General features: G+C 34.5%; 14 protein-coding genes. All 14 read right to left on the bottom strand.

What is annotated here, in order from left to right:
- A partial coding sequence (locus tag PHD84_06950) for a winged helix-turn-helix domain-containing protein (protein ID MDD5637535.1) occupies nucleotides 1-831 on the bottom strand: 831 nt, incomplete at its 3' end.
- Between the two features lie 99 nt (nucleotides 832-930).
- Nucleotides 931-2,925 (bottom strand): TRAP transporter permease, encoded by a 1,995-nt coding sequence (locus PHD84_06945; protein MDD5637534.1) that lies wholly within the window; start codon nucleotides 2,923-2,925, stop codon nucleotides 931-933.
- The gene (locus PHD84_06940) at nucleotides 2,918-3,451 is read right to left on the bottom strand and encodes a DUF1850 domain-containing protein (GenBank protein MDD5637533.1); all 534 of its coding nucleotides are present in this window, start codon (nucleotides 3,449-3,451) and stop codon (nucleotides 2,918-2,920) included. The genes PHD84_06945 and PHD84_06940 overlap by 8 nt, the downstream gene beginning before the upstream one ends.
- Nucleotides 3,438-4,391 carry a TAXI family TRAP transporter solute-binding subunit gene (locus PHD84_06935; GenBank protein MDD5637532.1) on the bottom strand — a complete coding sequence of 318 codons (954 nt, stop codon included), beginning with the start codon at nucleotides 4,389-4,391 and terminating at the stop codon, nucleotides 3,438-3,440. Before PHD84_06935 ends, PHD84_06940 begins: the two co-directional genes overlap by 14 nt.
- A 143-nt stretch (nucleotides 4,392-4,534) precedes the next feature.
- Nucleotides 4,535-6,370 (bottom strand): KamA family radical SAM protein, encoded by a 1,836-nt coding sequence (locus PHD84_06930; protein ID MDD5637531.1) that lies wholly within the window; start codon nucleotides 6,368-6,370, stop codon nucleotides 4,535-4,537.
- Between the two features lie 136 nt (nucleotides 6,371-6,506).
- Nucleotides 6,507-7,367, bottom strand: a complete 861-nt coding sequence (locus PHD84_06925; GenBank protein MDD5637530.1) for a MurR/RpiR family transcriptional regulator — start codon at nucleotides 7,365-7,367, stop codon at nucleotides 6,507-6,509.
- A 309-nt stretch (nucleotides 7,368-7,676) separates the two neighbouring features.
- Complete coding sequence (locus PHD84_06920; GenBank protein ID MDD5637529.1) at nucleotides 7,677-8,300, bottom strand: cyclodeaminase/cyclohydrolase family protein; 624 nt, start codon at nucleotides 8,298-8,300, stop codon at nucleotides 7,677-7,679.
- Between the two features lie 268 nt (nucleotides 8,301-8,568).
- Nucleotides 8,569-9,691 (bottom strand): peptide chain release factor 2 gene (gene prfB / locus PHD84_06915; GenBank protein ID MDD5637528.1). Its coding sequence is split into 2 segments (ribosomal slippage): nucleotides 8,569-9,621 and nucleotides 9,623-9,691, totalling 1,122 coding nucleotides; the frame shifts between segments, so codons are not numbered across the junction.
- A gap of 78 nt (nucleotides 9,692-9,769) precedes the next feature.
- Nucleotides 9,770-12,298, bottom strand: a complete 2,529-nt coding sequence (gene secA, locus PHD84_06910) for a preprotein translocase subunit SecA (protein ID MDD5637527.1) — start codon at nucleotides 12,296-12,298, stop codon at nucleotides 9,770-9,772.
- Nucleotides 12,299-12,319: 21 nt separating this feature from the next.
- Entirely contained in the window at nucleotides 12,320-12,898 is a 579-nt protein-coding gene (locus tag PHD84_06905; protein MDD5637526.1) for a DUF5317 domain-containing protein, read from the bottom strand.
- Nucleotides 12,898-14,133 (bottom strand): HD-GYP domain-containing protein, encoded by a 1,236-nt coding sequence (locus PHD84_06900; GenBank protein ID MDD5637525.1) that lies wholly within the window; start codon nucleotides 14,131-14,133, stop codon nucleotides 12,898-12,900. Before PHD84_06900 ends, PHD84_06905 begins: the two co-directional genes overlap by 1 nt.
- 315 nt (nucleotides 14,134-14,448) lie before the next feature.
- A complete protein-coding gene (locus PHD84_06895; protein MDD5637524.1) occupies nucleotides 14,449-15,117 on the bottom strand; it encodes a hypothetical protein in 669 nt (222 codons plus the stop codon).
- 16 nt (nucleotides 15,118-15,133) lie between these two features.
- Nucleotides 15,134-15,679, bottom strand: coding sequence for a ribosome-associated translation inhibitor RaiA (gene raiA / locus PHD84_06890; GenBank protein ID MDD5637523.1), 546 nt, complete (start codon nucleotides 15,677-15,679; stop codon nucleotides 15,134-15,136).
- A 476-nt stretch (nucleotides 15,680-16,155) separates the two neighbouring features.
- Nucleotides 16,156-16,911 (bottom strand): double zinc ribbon domain-containing protein, encoded by a 756-nt coding sequence (locus tag PHD84_06885; GenBank protein ID MDD5637522.1) that lies wholly within the window; start codon nucleotides 16,909-16,911, stop codon nucleotides 16,156-16,158.
- Nucleotides 16,912-16,929 lie beyond the last annotated feature (18 nt).

Below are 16,929 nucleotides of genomic sequence, written 5' to 3'. Positions count from 1 at the left end.
ACTGTTATTAATCAATTCTTTTAATTCATCTGCCTTCCGAGTTGTGGTGAATATTATTTTTTTGAATTTTATACCTGCATTATTAATAGATTTTACAACTCTTTCGGCAAATTTACTTGTTAAACAAACTAAACCAATATTCATATCTGAGGAAGTACTGCGGGCAATTTTAACCATGGTTTCAATTTGTGGATCTAATGCTATGGCAATAATTTTCTTGTTCTCGTGCTTTAAATAATCTTGCACTTCCTGGAGATGAAAAAAAGTTGTTACTACCAAATCAACTGACTTCATTTTTTCCAGGAAATAATCTTTTTGATTATACATTTCATCTATTAAAATAGGAGTAATATGAATACCTGTACCTAATTCCAATCTTTGGGAGAAGTAAAGTAATTGTTCTTGGTTACATTCAATAAAAGCTATATGTACATTACTAAAAAGATTTCTCTTTTCTTTGAATCGATGACTGACTAAACGCATAAAATCTTCAAATTGAATATTTAACTCTAAAGCCTTATGAATAGCCAAATCAACATTCTTGATTACCGGTGATTTATTTATATTATTATATGAATAAATTCCTTGCTCTGGTTCAGTAATGACAAAAGTACCCTTACCGGGAATGGAAGAAATAATTTTCTCTTGAATAAGCTCTTTATATGCCATGCTAACAGTATTACGGCTAACTTTAAGTTTAAGGGAAAGGTATCTTTCGGTAGGTAATTGGGAATCTTTTTTCATTTGACCATTCTGGATAAGCTCTTTGAGCTGTTCTTTAATTTGAAGATATAATGGTATTCTGCTGTTTCTGTTGATTTCGATTTCCATTGTATTAAAAACCTTGTAAATTGGACTAATTGACTAATGGATTAACCATTAATAGAATACCATATCTCTTTTATTTGTCAATTTAAAATTTTTATAAAATTACAAATTCTTTGGTTTAATCATAATTTGTAATGTTAACACTAATATAATGATACCAACTCCTAATATATTAAGATATAACTGTGCTGGTATTACCAAAAATGACCCTACAAAAAGAAGTATTCTTTCTAATTGGGAAGTCTTTCTTAAAAAGTATCCCTGTGTTGCACCTGCAAAACCAAGTGACATAGTTAAAGCCATGACAATACCATAGACTAACCGGGCTAAATTCAAATCTGGCATAAAATTCCAGGCAATTATCTCAGGGTGATAGATAAACATAAAAGGTAATATATATCCAGGTATTGCTAATTTCATCGCTTCTACTCCAACCTTCAAAGAAGGTGCCCTGGCAATAGCTGCACCTGCAAAGACTGCCAGCATAACTGGTGGCGTAATATCGGCCAGAATTCCATAGTAAAAAACAAATAAATGAGGAAGAATCAATGGAGAATTAGCTACCATGAGTCTTATTAATGCTGGAGCAATTAAGGTAGCCATAATAACATAATTAGCAGTGGTAGGTACTCCCATTCCTAAAACCAGTGATGATATTGAAGCTAAAAATAGGGCAATGGGTAAAATACCTCTTGATAAATTAAAAACGATACCGGTAAATTTCAAGCCTAATCCAGACATAGTAGTAATTCCTACAATAATTCCAGCAGCTGCACAAGCAACCGCTACTGTAGTTGCTGCCATTCCCGCATCAACCAATGCTTCCACTAATTTCTTGGGAGTTAACCTTGTCCTGGCATTGAACATACTGATAACTATTAAAATAGCTATACTGGATACCACAGATTTTTGTGGTGAATAACCATTTATTAATAGATAAATTAGGGCAAAGATGGGAGCTAATAAAATCCATCCTATTTTTAAAGTTTTCACTAAATTAGGCAATTGTTCCCTTTTAAGACCAACCAGTCCAATTCTGGCTGCCCTGAAATCAACTGCCATAAAAAGAGCCAGGTAGTAGAAAAAGGCAGGCAATATGGCCGCTTTAGCTACTTCGATATAAGGGACTCCTAAAAATTCAGCCATAATGAAGGCAGCTGCACCCATGATGGGAGGCATAATCTGTCCACCTGTTGAAGCAACCGGTTCAACCGCTCCAGCAAAGATAGAACTATAACCTACACTTTTCATTAAAGGAATGGTAAAACTTCCAGTAGTAACCGTGTTAGCAGTAGAACTACCAGAAATAGTTCCCATCATACCACTGGATACCACGGCAGCTTTAGCAGGTCCTCCCCTGGTATAACCGGTTACCGCTGTGGCAAAATCAATAAAAAATTGGCCAGCACCGGTTTTATTTAAAATGGAGCCAAAAAGGATAAAAAGATAGACAAAGTTAGCCGATACACCTAAAGGTGTTCCAAATATTCCAGCATCCGTTAGATACAGGTAATAAGCTACCCTCCTGAGAGAAAACGTACCATGTGCAAATCTACCAGGCATATAGGGTCCCAATGCCAGAGCATAAAGTAGAAAAAAAATGGCTACAAACATTAATGGTTTCCCCACTGCCCTTCTGGTTGCTTCTAAAGTAATTAGAATAAGAACTACTCCCAGAATAACGTCAACTCGATTAGGATTGCCAGCTCTCCATACTAATTCATGAATATTGGTTAAAATATAAAAACAGAGAATTATAGCCAAACCGATAAAAATAAAATCGTACCACTGAATTATATCCCTTCTAATCTTTTCTGTCCGAGCAAATAAAGAAAAGCTAATAATTAGAATTAACATAAAATGTATAGACCGTTGAATTAAACTAAAATAAGCACCAAACCATCCTGTATACATATGAAAGAGAAATAAACCCACAGAAGCTATTAAAATAGGTATAAACCAATATCCCTCCAGGGTTCTTTTTGCCTTAAATTCAAATTCTTCCAGCTCTTTGGTAATTTTATCGTTTTCACTGAGTGGTTGTTTGGATAATGAATTTTCCTTTTCCTGTTGTTTATCTGCTCCACTTTTATTCACTATTTCCCTGACCTCCTTTTACTTCAACTAACAAATCAATGGCTTCTCCGCTTTTTGCTAAACTATTAAGCCAGTATTGCTTATTATTTACTTTTAATATCTGTTCTACAGTATAGGCAACTCTTAACGGTAATATTTTCATCTCTTTATTTAATCTAACAACTACCATACCATCTTCAAAAAAGATATCTTTTGATTGATGATATTCCTGACCTACTCCATACCAGGGATACCTTTCCTCTAGAAGATAAAAATAGCCCTTTTCTCCTACCTGAAATACGTCAATAATTGGATTCAAATCTCGGGAATTGGTAAATACAAGGTAAAAAATTTCATCATAACATACTTCTATTGATAACAAAGATACCTGATTATCCCTTTTGATAATCTTTAGAAAATAATGTACCCCCTGAGGGCTGGCATGTATTATTATGCTTACCCATAAAAAGCATAAAAGAAATAAAAAAAGAAGAGTCAGGAAAATCACTTTTTCCCTGACTCTTTTATCATGCTTATTTACGTACAAATTCTCCCAAACCTATCTCTTCAAAGTATCTGGCAGCACCGGGATGGAGAGGAATAGACGTTTTTACACCATTTTCCGCTACAAACTGATGAGCTGCAGGGTGCACATCATGCAAGTCTTCAGCATTTTCAAACAATGCTTTTGTCAATTGATATGCAATTTCATCATCAATGTTCGCATTAACAACTACATCATTACCTACCTGGATTGAAGGAACTTCCATATCCTGTCCTTTATAAACTCCAGGAGGAAAGGCTCCTCTCATATAATAACCGTATTCAGCCGATAATTTCTCTATAATATCATCATCTATAGGCACAAAATAGACATCCCGAACTGCAGTTATTTCTTGAACTGATGCCCCAGGATAGGCAAAATTATAGAAAAGGGCATCAATATTCATGTCCTTCATGGCTTGAGCTGCTTCTGGTTGGGAATAATAACTTACTTGCATGTCATCATAAGACAAACCGGCAGCTTCTATAATTAATCTGGCCATTGTTTCACATCCACTTCCAGGAGCATCCACAGAAACTTTCTTGCCTTTTAAATCACTAACCGATTTAATTTCTGGATCAATGCTAATGAAATGCTGAAGAGCTGGATACATAGAAAACAATGCTAATATAGGTTGTTTGTCATTCTCGAATTGCACCTGTCCATGATAAGCCTTAAAAGCTACATCGCTCATCGCCATACCAAGTTGAACTTCATTGCTTCCAGTTAGCCGGCAATTCTCAACCGAAGCCGCGGTAGACTCTGCTGTAACATCAACATCAAGTAATCTGGTCCAGAAATCCGCCATTGCTCCTCCCAAAAGATAGTAAACTCCTCCTGGACTACCGGTACCAAAGGTTAAAAACTCAGTTGCTGAACCAATTCCATTAAATACTAGTAATAAAAGAAATATTGTTAATAAAAAACATCCCAGTTTTCTCATCTTCTCCTCCTTCTTTTTTTAATTAAATTAATAAGAAAAATGTTGTTCTTTTTTTCTCTTAATATCTGACCACCCCCTCTTTTTCTAACCTAAAGAAATTCAGTGCTCGTACTTAGAAGTATTTTAATATTTCAGAACAATTATTAGTAATAATACCAAATAGAACTGTATTCCTTAATATCTTCTCCCCTGTCCTGTAATTCCTGTAAATATTCATAGATAGAGATATCCCGGTATAGATAGGGTTCCACTGGCGCAATCCCTTTTTCCCACGGGTGCCAGAGATAGACTCTCTGTCCTTCAGGAGTTAAAGCTATTAATTCTCGATCCTGCCAGGCTCTAATATGATTTTTCCCCAGACGAGGTACATTAAATACCGGCTCATCAGTACGGAAAATTCCAGGTAAGAGGCGAGCTTCTTCCTTGCGCTCCTGCCAGAGACGTGCTACGGGAATTAGATAATCCTTATGTTCAATCTTACCCTTAGGATAGAAAGTGTAGTACGGATCAACCCCTGCCTTCTTCATGGCAATACGGGTAGAGGCATTCTGGAAACGGCGACTGTTCTCCAGAGTATAAACCAATTGATTATAGATATAAATACCCTTATTCCTTATCTTTCTTACCGCTTCCGATAAATCAGGAGTTATCTCCGCAGCACTTTCAATGTGAGTTACCATAGCAACATTACGTTTGCCTGGTTCTACATATTTCGATAGTAATTCAGCTAACTTATGTGTGACACGATAGGGTAAGGTGACAAAGATACGACTTCCCCAGCGAATATTAACCACATGTTTGAAGGAACACAATCTATCCATTATGTACTTAATAAGTTCATCATCTAAAGCTAAAGGATCTCCTCCGGTAATCAGTACGTCACGCATGGATGGATGATCCGAAAACCAGGAAATGGCCTGGTCAATCTTTTCTTTGGTGGGCATTCCTTCTGGCAACATGGGTCCGGTAATTTCCCAGTTACGCTGACAATAAACACAGATCTGGGGACAGGTATCATAAGGTTTTAGTATGGAGATCATGGGATAGCGTCTGGTAATAAGTTCTTCCGGAGAGGTATCATGCTCTCCCATGAAGTCAAAATAATAATTCCTTTCCTGACGATGTTCTCCCATCAATTGCACATAATGCATGGGTGGAATTACCTGGGAACGTACTTGATAATCATGTTTCCGATCGGCACGGGAGAAGTCAAAGAGTGACAGATAATAGGGAGTGATACCAAAGGGAATACCTTGACCTAAGGCAAGCTCTATAGCCTTGATGTCCTCCTGGGTCATAGGAACCAGCTGTTTTAATTGTTCCAATCCCTCTTTATCTTTAAAGATATGCTTAATCTGCCATTGATAGTCATACCAGTCCTCTTCGCTTGCCGAGAAGAAATCTCTAATTTTATGGACATTCTGCTGTCGTTCTCTGATTAATTTATTGTCTAAACCGGAGGGATAACGGTTAATATATTCATCTACTTTATTATAGAGTTGGTCTAGGTAATTTGATCGTGCTTTACCGGCTTCCCTTCCTTTAAGCTTCTGAAAGTCAATCATTTTAATACCTTCTTTTTCTAGAACAGGACCTAACCAACCGCGAGCTATATTTGATTTTCCAGACATAGCTAAAAAGAGGTGGCGGCATTCTTCTAAAAAAGACTCTGATGGTTCTCGATGCCCTTCAAGCTCATTTTGCACTTGCTCCCATAGATACTGCAGAGTACTGAATCCTGCTATCTTTTCATTGCGTTTTGATATTAGATTGGTAAATACCTTAATTGCTTCTAAGGTAATTCCAAAATCTAATTTATGAAGTGGCCTTAATCCCTCACGATAAGTCCATTCTAAGTCCTTACAGAAATTAAAAAGTTTTTTCCTGGCTTCCTCCAGATCCTGGCTGGCAGTTAAAATATCATATATCTCGGGTAGAATATACCATAATTTTTCCTTCAGCTTTTCTTTAGTCTTCATAATAATACTCCTTTCTTAGGCCAAAATGGGCAAATAACATAATGTGGCTTAATCTCTATTATAAAAACAATTTTATTTATAAATCTTCACTGGCAAAATATTGTTTTTTATTATTAAATGGAACTACCATTTAAAACTAATAAAAAATGTTATATTCATCCCATATTTCTTCCAGTTTAGATAATTTTTCGAAGGTTTGCTTTCCTTTTTTTATACTTACTGCTGTAACAATAGCATTTATAACACTTAAAGGAGCAGTAAAGGAGTTAACAAAAGAATTGAGATTGCTTCTTGCTATTAGCGCAATATCTGACTTCTGGGCAATAGGTGAAATAATATTATCGGTTATAGCAGCTGTTTTAGCACCTTTTTTAATAGCTAGATCCAGTATTTCCACCGTTCTTCTGGTGTAACGAGGAAAACTGATAGCAATCAACAGATCCTTATTATTTATATCGGCAATCCGCTCAAATAAATCTTCCATACCAAAGGAGGTAATACTCCTGACATTGCTTAGGAAAAGACTTAAAGCTTGATAAAAAAACAAAGATACTGAAGTAGCGGTTCTCAATCCAACAATATAAATTACATCTGCATTTAAAATATAAGATATTATTTTTTCAAAAGAATGGGCCGAAATCTCATTCATAGTCTTTTCTAAATTATCTATATCAGACTGCAAAATCTGATATAATACGTTCTTGCCCTTATACACTTTATTGATAGAACTCTTCAACTGGTTAACTGTTGTTAACTGTCTTTTAACCATATTTTGAAGAGATTCTTGCAGTTCCGGAAATCCATTATACCCCAATAAACTGGCAAAACGGACAATGGTTGATTCACTAACACCTACTTCTTTGCCCATCTTGGCAGCAGTTAAAAAGGCAGCTTTATCATAGTTTTCTAGTAAGTAATAAGCAGTCTTCCTCTGGCTTTCACTCATCTGGGAAAGCACCTTTTCAATCTTGTCTTGCAAAGAGGATGGTTTAGCCATAATTTGAATTAAATCTTCCTAAATAATATGCAATTATTGTTGCATTTTATAAAAATGATGCAATTTATCCATCATCATTATAAATATTATAACATATGCCAGAAAAAAAACAAATAATTTTGAAATTTTTTGAGGATTGATTACAGAATAATATTATTTACACCAGTATACTAGAAGATTTTTGACCTTACTTTTATTAGCATACTATTCTCTTCTATCTGAGTGTTTTAATTAATGTCACGAGGCTATTCGGCTTACCGGTAAAAGTTATAAGCTGCTGTATATTTAACCTTAAGTATAACTGCATACTTATAGTCTTTGTAATACTATTTCTAAAACTCTGTCTTTTTCTCCTTTTATCAAACCAGTAAGGCTTTTTATTTCTTCAGTGAGTTCCTTTTTTAGATTTTCATCTTTAATCAAATTCATATTTACTTTTACATTAATTACAGCACCATTAAAGGCAGCTTCTGCCAGTAACACTCCCACCCCTACATCACTTATTGCATTCTTATTTCCCTTTCTGGCCATCTCCTGGCACATATCTATTAATTCTTTACTTTTTCGGGCTACTGCTAATGGTACTTTAGCTGCTTCTATTAAAGCAATTTGCATCTTCTGGTTTCTGTCTTTCTTTTCTTCCTCATTGGTCTTAGGTAATTTCATAACTGCCATAAGTTGATTAAATGCCTCTATATCTTTTTCCATAAGTTCTTCCAGAGTTGCTCTTAATCTTTCACTTTTTTTAAGTAATTCTTTAATTTCTTCCTCCACGTCCTGATATTTTTCTTTCCCCACTGTTAGATTACTGACCATGGAAAGTAAAGCAGCTCCCATAGCGCCAGTCAATGCTGCCACACTTCCTCCTCCTGGTGTAGCAGATCTTGAAGCAAGTAAATCCATAAAATTCTTTATTTTCATATCTTTTAGCATAACATATCCTCCCTTTATAAGTAGTAAAACACCTGCCGAATGGCGGCTGTTATTGACCTTACTCTAAAAAAACTAACCTTTTAATAACCACCGGTTGCCATTTTCTTTCTTTTGGTTCTTCCATCTTCTAATCGACACTTTATTGATAGTATTGTCATTTCTCTAGACTTCAGGTAATAATTTTATTTTATAAATCTTAATCTTTATAGCTTGATTCTTTAACTAATTACTAACATAAGTGAAGAGTGTGTTTTTCATATTTAAAATATTAACCAATACCTCTTTTCTGGGAAAATCGCAGATAAGCATCTATGAATATTTGAATTTCTCCATCCATAATTTGATGGATATTGCTGCTTTCTACTTTAGTTCGGTGGTCCTTGACCATTTGATAGGGTTGGAAAACATAGGAACGAATTTGATTTCCCCAGGCAATATCTTTTTTATCCCCACTTATCCTTTCTAGATCTTCTTCCTTTTTTCTCTGATAATACTCAAATAATCTGGCTTTTAAGATCTTCATAGCAGTTAGCCGATTACTATACTGGGAACGCTCATTCTGGCATTGTACTACAATTTTGGTAGGTAAATGCGTTATACGCACAGCTGAATCAGTAGTATTTACATGTTGTCCTCCAGCACCAGTAGACCGATATGTATCTATTCTCAAATCTGATTCTGCAATATCAATCTTTACATCCTCCTCAACTTCCGGTATTACCTCAACTGAAGCGAAGGAAGTATGTCTTCTCTTGTTAGCATCAAAAGGTGAGATACGAACTAAACGATGAATGCCCTTCTCTGATTTCAATAAACCAAAGGCATTTCTACCACTAACTGTAAAAGTAACACTTTTAATTCCCGCTTCATCCCCAGGCATTAAATCAATTATTTCGGATTTAAAATTATTTTTTTCTGCCCACCTAAGATACATTCTGAGAAGCATCTCTGCCCAGTCCTGTGATTCAGTGCCACCAGCACCAGAATGAATTGATAAAATTGCATTATTCTTATCATATTCTCCAGAGAAGAGAAGGCTTCTCTCCTGATGACTAACATCCTTCTCCAAATCCTGAATTTTAAATAAAATCTCCTGCCATATCTCGCCATTATTTTCCTGACTATTTAAATCATAGAGAATATCCAATTCTTCCAATTGTTCATTTATTTTTTGATATTCCTCTATTACATTTTTTAGGTCTTTAAGCTCTTTGCTTATTAAATTTGCTCTTGCTTGATCCTGCCAGAATGAATTTAAATTCATTTGTTCTGTAATTTCTTTTACTTGTTTTTCTTTTTTCTGGACTTCAAAGGTGATCTCCTAATTCTTTTATTTTATTTTTCAACATATTTATTCTTGATTTTAACTCAATGCTATCAATATCTATCATTAGTCAATCACTCCCATTAAATTTAATTTCCTCATCAAACTAATTTTCATTTCTCTAAAAATATTATCTTTAGATTTCTTATTTGCCACAACAATATTTATATTTCAATCCGCTTCCACAAGGACAGGGTTCATTTCTACCAATCTTCTTTTTTGGAGATACAATCTTAGTCTTTGCTTTTCTTTGTTCACTCTTCACCTCTTTGCCAGAAAATTGAGCTGGCATCTCTCCTTCCTGTTTTGCTTCTACTGCCTGGGATTTTTGTTGTATCTTCACCCGATAAATAAACTTTATACAATCTTCTTTGATATTTTCAATCATATTTTGAAACATATTATGGGCTTCAAAGTGATATTCAGTTAACGGATCTTTTTGCCCATACGCTCTTAAACCAATGCCCTGCTTCAAATCATCTAATCTCTTTAGGTGGTCCTTCCATTCTCGGTCAACAATTCTAAGCAGAATCATCTTTTCAATCTGTCTCATTAATGGGGAACTAAGTTCCCTTTCTTTATTCTGGTAACCTTCTCTGGCTTTTCCTAATAAATTATCCTGTAGATGTTGAATCGTTAAGGTAGTAACATCTTTTGGAAAATCTATTGCTATTCCAAACGTTTCATAAAAATGCTCTTTTAATGCCACTAAATTCCATTCTTCCGGATAGACATCTTTGCTGGTATACCGCTGTAACATATTGCCTACAGTATCGTCAACCATACCTGAAATAATATCCTTAATATTATTGCTTAACAAAACCGTCTTTCTCTGTTCATAGATAATCCTTCTCTGGAACTCCATTTCATTATCGAATTCTAGTAATTGTTTTCTAATTTCAAAGTGCCTTGCTTCAACTCTTTTTTGAGCTCCTTCTATAGAACGAGTAATAAAAGGATGTTCAATAGGAGTTCCATCTTCTACTCCCAATTTTTCCATAAAACCAGCAATGCGTTCTGATCCAAATAAACGTAAAAGATCATCTTCCAGGGATAAAAAGAATCGTGAGGAACCTGGATCTCCTTGTCTACCAGCTCTCCCTCTTAATTGATTATCTATTCTTCTACTCTCATGCCGCTCAGTGCCAATGACATGTAATCCTCCCATATCTGCTACACCAGAACCTAAAACAATGTCAGTACCTCTTCCAGCCATATTAGTAGAAATGGTTACTTTCCCTCTTTGACCTGCTTCAGCAACTATTTCTGCTTCTTTTTCATGATTTTTGGCATTTAAGACATTATGCTCAATATTTTCCTTGTGCAACATTTTACTCAATCTTTCTGATTTCTCAATCGATACTGTGCCTACCAATACCGGTCTTCCCTGCTGATTTAATTCTTTTATTTCTCTAACTACTGCTTCAAACTTTTCCCTCTCAGTTTTATAAATAACATCGGGATAGCTATATCTTATTAATCTTCTATTGGGAGGAATTACTACTACTGTTAAGTTATATATTTCAATAAATTCATCTTCTTCTGTTTTTGCTGTACCAGTCATTCCTGCCAGCTTTTGATATAATCGGAAGAAATTTTGAAATGTTATGGTTGCCAAAGTCTGACTTTCACGGGCAATTGCCACATTTTCTTTTGCTTCAATTGCCTGATGTAAGCCATCGCTATACCGCCTACCAAACATAAGACGTCCGGTGAATTCATCTACAATAATTACTTCCCCATTTTTTACTACATAATCTACATCTCTTTTAAATAACTTATGGGCTCTAAGAGCCTGAATAATGTGGTGTTGTAAATGAACGTTATTTTGAGCATATAAGTTGTCTACCCCCAGCAATCTCTCCATCAGGGCTACTCCCTCTTCAGTCAAATAGGCTGTCTTTTCCTTTTCATTAATCTTATAATCATGCTCTTCCTTTAACTGGTAGATTAGTTTATCTATTTGAAAGTATTTATTGGTAGATTCCTCAGCTGGTCCGGATATTATTAGTGGCGTCCTGGCTTCATCAATCAAAATGCTATCGACCTCGTCAATTATGGCAAATTCATGTTCGTGTTGTACAATTTCCTCAGGGCTAATACTCATATTATCCCTTAAATAATCAAACCCAAATTCATTGTTAGTCCCATAGACTACATCTGATTGATAAGCGTCCTTCCTTTGCTCGGTATTCATATCATGTTGAATTAGACCTACTTTCAATCCCAGAAATTCATAAACAGGACCCATCCAGAAACGATCTCTTTTAGCCAGATAATCATTAACCGTTACAATATGAATACTCTTTCCGCTAAGAGCATTTAAATAAGCGGGTAAGGTGGCCACCAGGGTTTTTCCTTCACCGGTTGCCATCTCGGCAATCTTTCCTTGATGCAATACCATACCCCCAATTAACTGAACATCAAAATGGCGCATACTAATAGTTCTGGAAGCAGCTTCCCTTACAACGGCAAAGGCTTCTGGAAGTATTTCCTCCAAGGAAATGCCATCAGCAATCTTTTTCTTGAGGTATTCAGTTTTTCCCTTTAACTCAGCATCTCTGAGGTCCTTTATTTCTGAATCCAGTTGATTAATTCTTTCCACTATTGTTTTCAATTTATTTAATTCTCTGGTATTAGGGTCACCGAATAATCTACTGGCAATATTAATCATTGTATGCTATTCCTTCCTATTTTATTCTATACCCTCATCTTCCTGTGGTAATTTATCTTCTCTCATCATTGTTTTCTGAATAAGTACAAATAGACCGACAAAAATCATTATATCACCAACACTTATAATAGAATTATCAGGAAAAGGTTTTGGAATTGATATAACATCCCCCAAAAAAGCAAATAGGGTGTTATTATTCATCAATGAATGAACTACTCTGGTTTCTGCCTCTAAAAAACTGGTAGAATTAATGCTTTCTATCACTCCCTCCTTTACTAATACCGGCATCCTGCCCCCATTTACTACAATAACAAATGCATTGAGCAGTAAACCCAGAATAATATATCTAAAACTAGGTAATTTTATATTACGTATGGACACAAATACCAATAGAACATAAGAAAAAATTATTAAATAAGGACTATAACTTAAAATACCAGTAAATCCCATTAGTCCAAGAGCCCAAACTCCTAATCTTAACAAAAGAGCAATAGCAAATAGTAAGACTCCCTCCACCGAGATATTAGCTAATCTTTCTAACTCACCACCACGCAATAAACCAATGATAATACTAATAACAATTATTATTATATATAACATTAGTCTGCCCTCTTTTCCTTCAACAAAGAAATAAATAACTTTACCATGATAGGATCAAACTGTTTACCGGCTTCCCTTTCTAATTCATTTAAAATATCATTTTCTGATAATTTTTTACGATAAGGACGATCGGAATTCATAGCATCATAGGCATCGACTACAGCCAGTAATCGGGCTGCTTTAGGAATTTCTTCTCCTTTCAGCCCGTGTGGATAACCTTTGCCATCATAACGTTCATGATGATATAACACAGCCTTAGAACTTTTTTTCAAAAATTCAATGGATTCAACTATACTCGCTCCTATTACAGGATGTTCTTTTATTTTTTCATATTCTTCTTCAGTTAGTTTATCCTTCTTCCCCAGTATACGGTCCTCTATCCCAATTTTACCAATATCGTGCAAGATAGCTGCATATTCAAGGTATTCTATTTCCGGTTCTACAAAGTCTAATTTCTTAGCTAATTGCACAGCCGTAAGAGATACTCTTTCTGAATGTCCATGAGTATAAGGATCTTTAGCATCAATGGTGGCTGCCAGGGTACGAATAGTATCTAAATACATTTTACGCATTCTGGTATATAATTCAAATGATTGACGAGCTAAAAAGAGGGGAAAGAAGAATAAAAGAATACCTAAAATTCCAATTTGTACATAGATAATTGCCATGATAAAGCCCATAGGTGCCTCAGCTAAATAGCTTGGAATAATATCTTTAATGTTAATTCGATATACTTTAATAATATTCATTCCGGAATCAAGAGAAATAACACAAGTAACAAGAAAAAGATTAATGAAACAAAAAGTTAAAGCACATAGCGCCGCCGGGAGTAAATAATTAATAAAATTCTGTTTCCCAATCATACCACCAGCAAATAGATAAATTAATCCAGCTAATCCAGCAGATAAAGAATATTGAGTAGCATTGAATATAGATTTGTACCATAATTCCTTTTTGTTAAAAATAGTCCAAATAATACTTAATACTTCAAAAACCATCGCTGCAGCAGGTCCATAAACCAATATAACTACAAAGCTAATTGGGAAGGATACAGAAATCTTACCCCCAGTAGGTAAAACAACAGGCAGATATTCAGCCAGTACAGCAACAACAGTAAAAAATAATAAATGAAGCCATATTTCAGATATTACAGGCATGGTAGGAAGCAATAAAATAAAAAGAAGGATGGCTGATAAAAAAACTACTGATATAAATATTTTTAACTTAGAATTCAATGTATATTCTCCCACCTAACTTAAACAATAATAGGTCGGCGACCCTCAGTTATTTACCATCTAACTTTGGCGCCACCGGCCAGCAGCAAGGCCATGACACTAATTAAAAAGCTAATGAGTTTGGCTTTATTAATTTTCATGTCGCACCTCCACGGTTTTTCTTTGTTCTAAAAGAACAAGCAAAAACCGCTTCGCTTCGCTCGGTTATAGAACGTTTTTTGCTACTTATTATCTCCTTTTAAATGGTTTTATCTAAGAATCACCGACCTATCTCTATTCTAATTAATATGATGCTATCAATTTTTTCTAATATTTTTATTTAATCAGGATTCTTCTATTAACTGCCTTTAGTATTGCCTTAACTAAAGACCTATATTGATCATCCTCTATCAAGGCAGTTCCAAGTAAATTCTCCTTTCCTCCTTCATTAATTAAATTAATAGAAATTAAAACTACTTCTCGGTCCTCCAAATTGACTTTTTTAATCTCTTCAACCTGAAAAAATACCTTTCCACTTAAGAAAGAGGTAATTGCCTCCAGAGTAGCCTTAGTGACAATATATTCTCTGTTTTTATCCCAATTGGCACATTTTATTTTCCCTTCAAAGGTTTTATCATTGTTTTCCAGTTTAACTACTACCTGTAATTTATCTCCCTCAGAAGTAATTAACAGATCGGTAAATTTCAATCTTTGAGAATGGTTTTTTTCTTCGGTCACCTGGGCAATGCTGATTTTACGATAATCTATGGCAATATTATATTTTGCCATTAATAGAGATTCTACATCTCGGCTGATCTTTTTAGGACTATAAAAGTCCTTAGTAATAATATGGATTTCCTTAATCTCTTTATTATCAGCTAACACAATTTTAGAAAACAATATACCATTTAAAGAGTTGATAGATTTTTCAATATCTTTTATCCTGGAAGCAAACTGAGGTGAAATAATAAAATTGCGAAAATCATTAACAGAGATATTATTCATTAGGTCCCCCTATTTTTTACACTTCAGGTTCTATTAAACCGAAATTGCCATCCTTTCTCTTGTAGATAACATTAATTTGAGCGGTCTCTTCATTGCTAAAAACATAGAAATTATGCCCTAAAAGTTCCATTTGCAAGCTCGCCTCTTCTGGAGACATAGGTTTTATAGCAAATCTTTTGGTTTTGACAATTTTCCTATCCTGGTCGGAATTAGAACCTATTTCATATTCTTCCTTTTCTGAAATATTGTTTACTTCTCTATTGTATTCATTAGCATACTTAGAGTAAAGTTTTTCTTTATATTTGACAATTTGTCTCTCCAGTTTTTCAATCACTCTATCAATGGAATTATATATATTATCACTTTCTTCCTCTGCCCTAATCATTGCCTTTTTGGCTTGTAAGGTGACCTCAAATATATGCCTGTTCTTCTCCACACTAATAGTAGCCACCGCTTCTATAATCTGATCAAAATATTTTTCTAATTTCTTCATTTTTTTTCTAATATAATTTTCTATGGAATCCGTTACCTCAAACTGTTTTCCTTTTATTATCAAATTCATTATCCTTTCCTCCTTCAGTTAAGTCAACTTCAAAAAATAGGAAATAGATGCTAACACTTTGCTTAATTATAGTCCCAAATACTTATTAACTAAAACTATTTTTCTATTAACTATTATTGATTGTGTTATATTGTATTATATTATAACATTGATATTAATATTTTTTCCAATTTATTGGAAAAAAATTACTTTTTCTATTTAATAACAGATATCCATATCTTTTCTTTCCCAAAAATATCTGTTCCCTCCTTAGACTGACCTGGTCTTTTCCCCCACACTCGCCTGCTGAGAGCCTCGCTATCTTTTCACTACTACTCTTCTCTTATCATATATCATGTCCACATGATAAGGCAGGACTAACTCCAAAACCGCACCATGCTCAGTAACTTATAATTGTTACCTTACGTGGGTCGTTTTGCCTGCGGCTGGCATCGACTTTCAACCACAGCTCTAAGGAGGGATTACTTAAAAATTATTCACACTCCTCTGGCTAATGTTAAAACAAACACTTTTTTTATACCTGTTTTTCTTAATTCCCTACAACAAGCTTCAATAGTAGCACCGGTAGTAAAGATATCGTCTATCAGTAAAATCCCTGAAATAGTGCTTGTTGGGAAAGAGGAATTAAGAGAATAAACTTTATTTACATTACTTTTCCTCTCTGTTTTTGATAAACCAACCTGAGAAAGATTGCCTCTAATTTTTAATAATAAGTCTTCGGAAAAGGGAATGGAAAAATAATCAGCAATACATTTTGCTAACAAACCACTCTGATTAAAACCCCTTTTTAAATAATCATCTTTAAATAAAGGAACCGGAATAATCAATTCAATATCGCTTATATCTATCAACTCATTTCTTAAAAGATAATTAATCATTAAACTTGCTAATGGTTTCACTAATTTTACCTGTTTTTTATATTTAAGTAAATGGATACATTTTCTCAATACTTCCTGATAATAAGCGACTGATCTAACAAAATAGAAATGATCTCTTTTATTCAGACAATCAGTGCATAAGGCTTCTTTCTCAAATTCTACCTCCGGAGAGAAGGGTTTGCCACAATGATAGCAATAAGGAGAAGAAATCAATTTGATAAACTGAAGACAATCGTCACAAATGCTATACCCTCTGGATTCCTGAATTGGTTTACCACAGTTTTCACAACTAAGGGGATAAATAAGATTAAGGAATCCTTCTTTTAAGTATTCCCAAAAACTATTATTAGTCATTCTACTAACTTTTACTAC

The sequence above is a fragment of the Atribacterota bacterium genome (assembly GCA_028717805.1).
Taxonomy (GTDB): domain Bacteria; phylum Atribacterota; class Phoenicimicrobiia; order Phoenicimicrobiales; family Stramentimicrobiaceae; genus Stramentimicrobium.
The sequence above is the reverse complement of the archived record's forward strand: the minus strand, read 5'-3'. Positions and strand labels throughout refer to the sequence as shown.